The 8,411-nt window shown below is 36.8% G+C and carries 15 protein-coding genes; all 15 read right to left on the bottom strand.

Annotated features, from left to right (window positions below):
- Window positions 1–73 precede the first annotated feature (73 nt).
- The 15 genes from AALA56_RS09310 to AALA56_RS09240 all read right to left on the bottom strand — a co-directional run bounded on the left by AALA56_RS09310 (window position 74) and on the right by AALA56_RS09240 (window position 8,182).
- Window positions 74–409 (bottom strand): hypothetical protein, encoded by a 336-nt coding sequence (locus AALA56_RS09310; protein ID WP_369909768.1) that lies wholly within the window; start codon window positions 407–409, stop codon window positions 74–76.
- Between the two features lie 432 nt (window positions 410–841).
- Window positions 842–1,117, bottom strand: coding sequence for a hypothetical protein (locus AALA56_RS09305; protein ID WP_303974859.1), 276 nt, complete (start codon window positions 1,115–1,117; stop codon window positions 842–844).
- Window positions 1,118–1,242: 125 nt separating this feature from the next.
- Window positions 1,243–2,247, bottom strand: a complete 1,005-nt coding sequence (locus AALA56_RS09300) for a hypothetical protein (RefSeq protein ID WP_303974858.1) — start codon at window positions 2,245–2,247, stop codon at window positions 1,243–1,245.
- Between the two features lie 21 nt (window positions 2,248–2,268).
- Window positions 2,269–2,508: a hypothetical protein gene (locus tag AALA56_RS09295; RefSeq protein ID WP_277294312.1), complete on the bottom strand. Its 240-nt coding sequence runs from the start codon at window positions 2,506–2,508 to the stop codon at window positions 2,269–2,271.
- Window positions 2,509–2,743: 235 nt separating this feature from the next.
- The gene (locus tag AALA56_RS09290; RefSeq protein ID WP_303974855.1) at window positions 2,744–2,944 is read right to left on the bottom strand and encodes a hypothetical protein; all 201 of its coding nucleotides are present in this window, start codon (window positions 2,942–2,944) and stop codon (window positions 2,744–2,746) included.
- A gap of 10 nt (window positions 2,945–2,954) precedes the next feature.
- Window positions 2,955–3,179, bottom strand: a complete 225-nt coding sequence (locus AALA56_RS09285; protein ID WP_303974853.1) for a hypothetical protein — start codon at window positions 3,177–3,179, stop codon at window positions 2,955–2,957.
- Window positions 3,180–3,197: 18 nt separating this feature from the next.
- Entirely contained in the window at window positions 3,198–3,458 is a 261-nt protein-coding gene (locus AALA56_RS09280; protein WP_303974851.1) for a hypothetical protein, read from the bottom strand.
- Entirely contained in the window at window positions 3,448–3,906 is a 459-nt protein-coding gene (locus AALA56_RS09275) for a thioredoxin (protein WP_369909767.1), read from the bottom strand. Before AALA56_RS09275 ends, AALA56_RS09280 begins: the two co-directional genes overlap by 11 nt.
- Before the next feature lie 2 nt (window positions 3,907–3,908).
- Window positions 3,909–4,322 carry a hypothetical protein gene (locus AALA56_RS09270; RefSeq protein WP_369909766.1) on the bottom strand — a complete coding sequence of 138 codons (414 nt, stop codon included), beginning with the start codon at window positions 4,320–4,322 and terminating at the stop codon, window positions 3,909–3,911.
- A 19-nt stretch (window positions 4,323–4,341) separates the two neighbouring features.
- Complete coding sequence (locus AALA56_RS09265; RefSeq protein ID WP_369909765.1) at window positions 4,342–4,545, bottom strand: hypothetical protein; 204 nt, start codon at window positions 4,543–4,545, stop codon at window positions 4,342–4,344.
- Window positions 4,546–4,868: 323 nt separating this feature from the next.
- A complete protein-coding gene (locus AALA56_RS09260) occupies window positions 4,869–6,362 on the bottom strand; it encodes a primase C-terminal domain-containing protein (protein WP_303975561.1) in 1,494 nt (497 codons plus the stop codon).
- A 127-nt stretch (window positions 6,363–6,489) separates the two neighbouring features.
- A complete protein-coding gene (locus AALA56_RS09255; RefSeq protein ID WP_369909764.1) occupies window positions 6,490–6,744 on the bottom strand; it encodes a hypothetical protein in 255 nt (84 codons plus the stop codon).
- A 29-nt stretch (window positions 6,745–6,773) separates the two neighbouring features.
- Window positions 6,774–7,463, bottom strand: a complete 690-nt coding sequence (locus tag AALA56_RS09250) for a DUF2786 domain-containing protein (protein ID WP_369909762.1) — start codon at window positions 7,461–7,463, stop codon at window positions 6,774–6,776.
- Between the two features lie 18 nt (window positions 7,464–7,481).
- The gene (locus AALA56_RS09245; RefSeq protein ID WP_369909761.1) at window positions 7,482–7,976 is read right to left on the bottom strand and encodes a modification methylase Sau96I; all 495 of its coding nucleotides are present in this window, start codon (window positions 7,974–7,976) and stop codon (window positions 7,482–7,484) included.
- Window positions 7,977–7,993: 17 nt separating this feature from the next.
- On the bottom strand, window positions 7,994–8,182 hold the full coding sequence (locus AALA56_RS09240) for a hypothetical protein (protein WP_164682896.1): 189 nt from the start codon (window positions 8,180–8,182) through the stop codon (window positions 7,994–7,996).
- Window positions 8,183–8,411: the final 229 nt, after the last annotated feature.

The following is an 8,411-nucleotide window of genomic DNA, read 5'->3' as shown; positions in this document are numbered from 1 at the left end:
GTACTGATATTCTTCCGATAACGCATGTAATTGCGAAAAAACTTTTTCAGGAACATTGCGGATAATAAAATCTTTAGTCACTACTTTCGACCTCCCCCTCGTATTCTAACCAACGAGAAATATGGTCGGCATACCGAGACATTTTTTCTTCAAAATCGGATAGCAGGACTGTCTGTTTTTGGGTTAAAAACAGCACATGGTCTGATGTCAATTTCATATTTTCTAAATGTGCTAGATAGTTTGCCTCAACCAAATTGAATTTTTCTTTTTCAATTTTTTCACGGCACATAGCAAGCAAAAACGCATTAAAAGATTTTGCTTTTTGTTCTTTCGCAAGAGCTTTTAGATAAGTAATCTCCTTTTCGGATAACCCTCGAATTTCAATTCTTGTTTGGTGGTTATTTGCCATTTCGTTCACCATCCTTCCTCTAAAATGGAGCGGCTTCTTTTTTCTTTTGACGAGGCAAAAAGCAAAAAGAAGCAAAAAAGAAAACCTCAACCTCGCAACGTCACGAACCAAAACGGTTCTACTTTTGCGGTTTTTCCACACACTAACACACACTTTGGAGGCTAATGCCTCTTTTTTGTGTGTTGTGCTAGAAAAGAGCATAAGGGAAACTGATATCACTAGTCGTGATATATTGATAGTATCAACGTTTCCAGTACCGGTAATTTTCTCGGCTACGCCTACACAATACACACACCCTATACACACCTAAACACACATAAGCAGCGTGATACACACAACAGTCACACACTAAAACACACAGTGATAACCACTAGTACACACTAGGTTTTTCATGTTATTTTAGTGTCTATTCAGCTGAGAAAAAGAGGATTTTTAGCTTAGCTGCATCTCCTCTTGGCGTTCTTTTTTGGCAGCCTCTCGTTTAGCTTTTTCCTCTTCTTTAAGAATTGCTAATTCTGTTTTGAGATCGTCTAGCAGTGTTTCGTAAGATTGATTTTTGTCTTTTTTCAATTGAACCTGAGCGTAGAGTTTACCAATTTGTCTTTGAATATTTTCTTCCGCTAGACGCCTTTCGTTTTCTAGTGAAGCAACTTTTTTCTTTGCTTCTTCGAGTTCCAAATCAATTTTTTTTAAGTTCTTTTTAGCCATACCATAGCCTCCTTTTTATTGATACATTTAGTGTAAGGGATAATGGAATTTCTTGCAGTAAGAGGACAAGTTATTTTGAAAAGAAAAAAGGTTCCCCAATCTAAATTAGGAAACCTATCATTCTACTATTTCATTTTGATGGTCTCAATTGGATTTGAAAACTCAAATGTTCCGTCCTTGATAGCTGCCTCTTTTTTCTTTAAAGCTTCAATTTTAACTTGAACTTTTTCGATATTTTGAGTAGCTGTTTCGATAGATCGATTCTTCGTTTCAATGTTGCTCTCAAGCGTTGCAATATCTTTTTGATTGGACTCTAAATCATCACCTGAGAGATATTCTGCCTCTTTGTTAAGCCCCGCCTTACGAGACTCATCATCTTCAATAGAGGCCTTCAACTGCTTGATAGACTTATTCAATTTTTTGATTTGACCTTCTTGGAAAGTTCTCTCTTCGGATATTTCTGACAAGGCAAACTCTTCACGAGAAACACTCTTGATGTGCTTTTCTTTTAGCTTGCTATTTTGAGTTGTCACATAAAATTGAACAAGGTTATCATTAGCGTTATCTGTTGTTTTAGAAGTCTTCTCCTGCTCATCTGAGGAACTAGAAACATCAACATCGATGGAGCTAGTCACAACTGTTTTATTCCTAATATCAATGGCATAAGCTCCGAAATTTTTAGGTACGTTTCGGATAATGACTGAGATTTTATTATCAACAATTGGTACAATTTCCATCGTCGTATCTGCCGTTTTATTCTGCGCATATAGGTTCCATTTTAAGCGCTTAGTATCTATACCACGGTCAACTGGGGACGTCGCATCTTGCGTCTCAAATTGAAGGACAATAACCCCAGTTTTTGGAGAATACATCTGACTCGTCAGTACGATTTCACCTGTGCCGTTCTCAAATATTTGTTTAGTTTTGAGTTGCTCATCGCTATAAGTTTGGCGTTGTGGGGAGTAAATAGCGCCTAATAATAAACTCAGCCAAGCAACAAACAACGTCATAAAAATGACTAACTTTCGTTTAATCACATTTTCCTGAAACCATTTATTGATGGCTACAAAGGGTCTAGCAATGGAGCTAGATTTTGTCTTTTCAATCCAGTTTTTAATAGTATCAATCATCTTCACCTCCAACGCTTTTTTCTACAAAGCGATAATTCTAAAATCTAATAACTCTTGGTAAGTAAATTCAATAATTTTGTACGCACTAACATCTGATTGTAGTGGATCTTCTGTTTGCTTTTTAGCTTCCTCATAGGATGAAAAAGGTTTAGCATGTTTGATGTCATCAACATAAACAATGCTTTCGTCTTCCCAAATTCCAAGCCAAAACGTTTGAAACCTACCGACTTCTGCTAAGACTAGATAATATGTCTGTTCCATAATTTTTTCTCCTCCCTGTAAATGGCTTATCTCTAGATTTTCCATTTCAGAAATCACTCTTTTTTGACTTTCAATGCCTCATCTTTTTTCTCCGAAATTGGAGCTACCTCAAATGGGTCGATTGGAGGAAATAGATTGTTTTTTCTTCGAGTATCCTTTGAAAAATCTATCCGTTTTCCAACCCTGTGAGAACTTGGACGCTTCTTCTGCGCTAATGTTCTTTATCTTCTCATCCTTACCTCCACCCCAGAAAACTAATTTTGCATTCTGGTTTTATTATTTTTATTAGCATAGTTAGAGCTATTGAGAGCTTCCAAGTGTACTCCTTTTGCTTTTGTCCTAAAGTTAATCTCACCTGAAAAACGGGCATAAACCAGACAAAGAGTAAAGCAAAGGCAAATAGCCCATGACCAATCGCATAAATTAAATTTCCCATAACTCCACCTCTAAATGCAATCCATCTTTTCTGGAATAAGCTCTAGCGTGAGCCACAAGGCTTCATCTCTTGAAATATGCGTGAACTCTCCGCCTTCATCATCAAATCGGTGTTTGGAAAAGAAATCATTGTCTGGATTTTTACCAAGCGTTACCATTCCCTCTTTGGTTTTGACACGCCACAATTCATTGTCGAACTGAAAAGCTTTTTCAGACCAAGTTATTTTAGCTGCCATTATTTTCCTCCACAGGACTTATTTACGCCATCCATCAACTACGAGACGTGTTAGCAAAGTCAAAACTGCACTTACTGCCCATACAGCCAAATACTGTCTAAAATCATCATCTGCAATAGGCGCACTCGTTACTATTGCTATAACTAACTGCAATCCTAAAAAAATTGATTGAAGATAAAATTTCCCTTCAACAACTATTAACAAAGGTATAGAAAGCACACCTTTCAAAACTGTCGCTAAGAGAATTGATGATTCTCTAATCTCTTTTTTAATTATCATTGAACGCCTCCTCGATACTTTCTGTCTTAGGCTGATATTTTCCAGCGCTAGTCTTCATAGCGTAGTGAAACAATTTGGTCTTACCATCCCTAATTTGAATCAGAGTAGCAGCAACTTCTACGTGATACTTCTTGACTAACTGTTGACCAGATTCTGACTCAACATCGATATAAAAAGTTGGGTAGACACTCTTTTGAGCAGCCACGACTACTGCTGTTTTGCCCGCTTCGCAATATGGGCAACCCGTTCGATAGAAAACTAGATTGACATTCTGATTAACGACTGTGTCCACATAGACTTGTTCTGTGAGATGCTTGTCGTAATCTTGTGAACCAAAGTATCCCCAGTTGGTTAAAGCAACAATAGTCACAATAGCCAGAAAAAACGCTATTACAACAACACCTATCGTCTTAGTAGTATCAACCAGTCTAGGAAGCATAAGTCTCATCATTAGCCTTCACCTCCTAGAAAGTCAAACAAGTCGCCTTGAACATAGGTCACCTTAGCTAACCGTTTGATGTCTGCTTTTAGACGCTCAAAAGTCTCTATCATCCGCTTAAAGCGCAAAGGATCAAAGTCATCATAAATATCCACGATTGGCAGCATAGGAAGATGGTCCTTCTTTTCACTCTGAAGAAACTCAAGAACTTGTTTCTCAGCTTCAATTATCCCATCTACTCTAATCAATGCTGGCAGGCTTGTAATAGCTTCTAAATTCTGATAGAACGTTAGAGCAATGTCACCTGCCTTCAGTGTTTCAAAGTCAGGAAAATCAGCAGTTATTTTAAAATAATAAGCTAGCGGTTCTTGACCTTGCCCTGTCAGATAATAGCCTCGTACAATTTTGGTATTTTTGTTTTGCATCTTACTCTCTCCCTTTCTCCTAGCACACTTTCTGAAGCTTGAATGGAGCTTGATAACATTTTGGATAATGAATCATCCTTTTTGTTTTCGGTACAGGTACTGGCTTCCTATAGTTTTCTTGCATATATTGACAAGCTAACCCTCTACTTGCAAAGACCAAAATATGATTGTTCTCATCACAAACATAATCTCCAAGTTCAAAACTAAAAATAATATATTTCATGGCTTTTCCTCACTTTCTCATTTGTTCTACTAACGCTTGATAATCACTTTCTAAATCCTTGTCATACCCCTCACTAAACCTTATTTGGTGGCTAGAATATAACCAGGTACCAATAAAAAGACTAATTCCTAAAGTGATTACTCCTAGACTAATTATCCAAATCCACATATTTTTTCTCCTAACTAGTAACTATATTCTTTAGTATTTACATACTATTTTTGTTTTACTCTAATTGTGATCACCTCATTTTGTTCTTTGCTTCTTTGATTTCCTCCTTCAGTATCCTAGATATAAATGTAATGGCAGTTTGCGGGTTTTCTTTTTTAACCAATGTCAGCCTCGAATAAAGATAATTGTCGTGCTTGTTTAAGCCCATTTTTAACCCCTTCTATCACCTTTTTAGTGAATCCTAAGCTTTCCTCAAAGAAAGCAGCAATATTCGCAAAATAAGCCTCCTGGCGCTCTTTTTTCACCTGAATAAGAGAAAGAACAATCGCTTTAACCGATGCTAGTCTGATACCACCACCACGACCAGCTTTGATGGTAAAGAAAATCTTTTGTTCTTCTTTAAGAGCTTTGAGAACTTTATCCAGTGAACGCTCTGGGATGTGTAACGCCTCCCTGATAGCCTTTTTTGTCGTTTGAACAAAAGGGTCTGCCGATTGATTAAAGCCCTCAAGATACGCCATAAGGTCAGCTTTCCACTCGTGAAGATGACTGTACTTACGTTCAGTACGTTTCTTCTTGAATTTATACCAGCCCTGTTTAACGAATAAATCTGAAGCTTTTAAATTTTCATTGACCCATGATTTACACAGTAGCATGATGTAATCACGACTAGCTGCCTCATATTTTTCAGAATAAGCGCTAGCAATAAGCTTCAGAAGCTCATCTGAGGCAACAGGTTCGTCCAGTTGTCCATTGAAATCAGCTAAAACGTCCTCACAATCGCCCTGTGACACACCAGATGAGAAGTTGGCAAGCGCTAGAGTGAAGAGAACATTGTTTCTTCCCATCAATGCTTTAGCACCTTTGATATTCGACTCGTTCATCAGCATTTTGTACCAAGGCTCATCAATTTGTTTTATCCCTGTAGTTCCAGCAATAACCGTTAGATTTGGTTTTTTACTCGGAAATGGTAAATCTGATTGTTTCATTGACCAGTCCAACCACTCCTGGAAGGAATATGTGTAGTCCTCATGACAGAACTCAATGTTATCTGTCCGAGGCATACGAGCAATTCCAAAGTGATTGCAAGTCATATCTACTGGTAACGATTGAGCAAAATAATGACGCAAGTTTTGAGAGATGGCTTTCGCTACTTTTACCACTCGAAACTGTGAGTGTGCGGTCACATAAGCTGGCTTAGAGAGCACGAAATAAGCTTGATAACCTTTATCTGACTTTAAAATCAAAGTAGGCATGAAGCCTAAGTCAATAGCAGCTGTTAGAATATCTCCAGAAGTCATCTCTTCAGCTGAAGAATGCACGTCGAAGTCAATGTAGAAAGTGTTAATCTGTCTGAGATTATCTTCTGAGTGACCACGTGTCACCTGGCGCTTATCATCACTGTAAGAGCCATAACGATAAACATTTGGCGTCCAATGAGTGAAGCTATCTTGATTTTCTAAAAGTGCTTCTATCGATGTCAAAACCAATCCACGTGCTTTGATCATGTTAGCTTTAGATCGATAGGCAAAGATAGAACCACGTTTACCCTCTTCAGTTGAAGAGACTGACTGAAGACGGCTATTCTTAAATTTGGTTTGTCTCAATCCACCTTGAAGAATTGAAGGCAAAATATTTTTTATATTCATATTCTTTCCATTGTCATGATTATTTAAAATTTTGTTTTAGGTTATAGAGGGGCTATATATGATTGAAACAATCAAAACAGCATTTGGGAAATCTTATTTATTACAATCTTCCTAATCGGGCTTTATTCTACAAGAATAGTTGACTTACCAAGTTTATTAAATCAACTACACCTATCAAGCTGGATAGAACAATTGAAACCTTTGCCATGAAAATATCTCGACTATAGCCTATTTCACGATCTTCTTTAGGATTTCCTGTTATACTAGGAACCCAATATTTCCCATTTAAATATTTATCTCTTTGCTCTCTGATTTTCTTCAATCTCAGAAAAGATATCCTACTTATTCCAAATAGAACTACTATTTCAAATACTTGGTACATAAACTTCTCCTATTTTTTACTTTGACCTTTCAAAATTGTTCTCCTAACAGCTCCTCTGGTAATAATTTCACTTCACCAGCGTGACTGCAGCCTTGTAAGTACGCTATCGGATCAAAAGTGTTAATGTTAATACCTGGATTAACCATTCTATCTTTGAGAATACCCATTCTTAACTCTTGTTCCTCGACTACTTCAGCTGGTACTTGCACAACCAAGGCAAACTCCTCTGAAGATTGTGCTTGTTCCCTGAAACGTGCGTCAAGACCCGCTAAAAAACCGTATAGATATGATTTTTTATAATCTTTTCTCTTTATCTCAATTGAAGGAGGAGTAAGGCGCTTTAGCCGATATTTCAGATATAAGATAGCTCCCTCATACACTTTTGTGCAGAGTTCAGCATCTTCATAATACCCAAAGAAAATGATTCGTGTAATTCCTTCTTTATGTAGTCTCGTTCTGTATGTCTGACATCTGAAGTTACTTCCTAGAATTGATGCTAGGTGTTCTTGCCACCAAGGCAAACGTCTACCTTGAGTTCCAATTATTTCTCCAATATCAGTCCTGCATTTAGAACTACGCTCTATATCACTCATGGATAACTGATGCTTTACCATCAGTTTTTGAGCCATTAAAAGAGCTGTCTGACCCTCTTCATCACTTGGGCTATCATAAGCTAATTCTAATAGGTTTTGTATTTTAGATATAATCTTACTATCCATATCATTTCTACTCCTGATTTAGTTAATTTTCATACTTTGAGGAAGAAACGAACCTGGGGAACAATAACCATTTTGTAAATCCTTCTTCAGATAGAACTCAGTATTTACTGTCATGACATAGTCACTCCTTTTCCAGTTGCGACGAAGTCGAGTATTAAAAAGAGCAACTTTAGACTCAATCTCTCTGAATCTAAATCCTAATTCCAAATAGGTTGTGATAATTTCATGAACATGTTCCCTAGCCTCCTTATTTCTAAGTCTTTTGTGAATACGCTGTTCTTGATCTTCTAGTTTTAATAACTTCTGATACTGAATATACAATACCCTCATTTCTTCAATTTTCTTCTGCCAGTTGAGGTTATAAGGTTGACCAGAGTATTTATTCTTCAACATACTAACGGGTTCTTTAAACTTCATCTGAACAGAATCAAATTTCCCCAAATCCTCGAAGGGATCAATAAAACCTAACGGATCACTGTTAACTAACTGTTGATATAAACTTTCTCTATCCATAACTTTACCTTTTGTTTTTATGATGTATTATCGTTATCAAGAAAATCAAATAATGTCTGTTGAATACAACGACAAGGTGTCAATGTCATTTTTCCCTTGTAAGAAGGTAGGCCATCTTCATCTATCATCTCTTCTTCAGCATCGTGGTCAATAACTTCATAAATTTCTAACGTATCTATGTCCATGACAAGTTCTAAGCCTTCCATGATGAAATTCCTCTCTTTATAGAATTTTAAGCAAACAAAAAAGAGAACAGATTTCTCTGTTCTCCTTCACTAATACTAGATTATTTGTTATTCTAAAAACTCTTACCACTTACTTTAAAAAATCTTAAGACTATTTGATAAGACAATAAAAACGGCAAAATTCAAGTCCAAGTTAGCCAGCGTATAACACCTCTCTGGGAGTTTTGTAATCTAATACTTTCTTAGGATA

It is taken from the genome of Streptococcus hyointestinalis (genome assembly GCF_041225505.1).
GTDB classification, from domain to species: Bacteria; Bacillota; Bacilli; order Lactobacillales; family Streptococcaceae; genus Streptococcus; species Streptococcus hyointestinalis_B.
This window is presented reverse-complemented; position numbering and strand designations above follow the sequence as displayed.

Bases quoted from the DNA above. Each gene is read 5' to 3' on its own strand.
- AALA56_RS09245 (WP_369909761.1), bottom strand. From the start codon at position 7,976: ATGGATAGAGAAAGTTTATATCAACAGTTAGTTAACAGTGATCCGTTA.
- AALA56_RS09300 (WP_303974858.1), bottom strand. From the start codon at position 2,247: ATGATTGATACTATTAAAAACTGGATTGAAAAGACAAAATCTAGCTCC.
- AALA56_RS09250 (WP_369909762.1), bottom strand. From the start codon at position 7,463: ATGGATAGTAAGATTATATCTAAAATACAAAACCTATTAGAATTAGCT.
- AALA56_RS09285 (WP_303974853.1), bottom strand. From the start codon at position 3,179: ATGGCAGCTAAAATAACTTGGTCTGAAAAAGCTTTTCAGTTCGACAAT.
- AALA56_RS09305 (WP_303974859.1), bottom strand. From the start codon at position 1,117: ATGGCTAAAAAGAACTTAAAAAAAATTGATTTGGAACTCGAAGAAGCA.
- AALA56_RS09265 (WP_369909765.1), bottom strand. From the start codon at position 4,545: ATGAAATATATTATTTTTAGTTTTGAACTTGGAGATTATGTTTGTGAT.
- AALA56_RS09270 (WP_369909766.1), bottom strand. From the start codon at position 4,322: ATGCAAAACAAAAATACCAAAATTGTACGAGGCTATTATCTGACAGGG.
- AALA56_RS09310 (WP_369909768.1), bottom strand. From the start codon at position 409: ATGGCAAATAACCACCAAACAAGAATTGAAATTCGAGGGTTATCCGAA.
- AALA56_RS09295 (WP_277294312.1), bottom strand. From the start codon at position 2,508: ATGGAACAGACATATTATCTAGTCTTAGCAGAAGTCGGTAGGTTTCAA.
- AALA56_RS09260 (WP_303975561.1), bottom strand. From the start codon at position 6,362: ATGAATATAAAAAATATTTTGCCTTCAATTCTTCAAGGTGGATTGAGA.
- AALA56_RS09240 (WP_164682896.1), bottom strand. From the start codon at position 8,182: ATGGAAGGCTTAGAACTTGTCATGGACATAGATACGTTAGAAATTTAT.
- AALA56_RS09280 (WP_303974851.1), bottom strand. From the start codon at position 3,458: ATGATAATTAAAAAAGAGATTAGAGAATCATCAATTCTCTTAGCGACA.
- AALA56_RS09290 (WP_303974855.1), bottom strand. From the start codon at position 2,944: ATGGGAAATTTAATTTATGCGATTGGTCATGGGCTATTTGCCTTTGCT.
- AALA56_RS09275 (WP_369909767.1), bottom strand. From the start codon at position 3,906: ATGAGACTTATGCTTCCTAGACTGGTTGATACTACTAAGACGATAGGT.
- AALA56_RS09255 (WP_369909764.1), bottom strand. From the start codon at position 6,744: ATGTACCAAGTATTTGAAATAGTAGTTCTATTTGGAATAAGTAGGATA.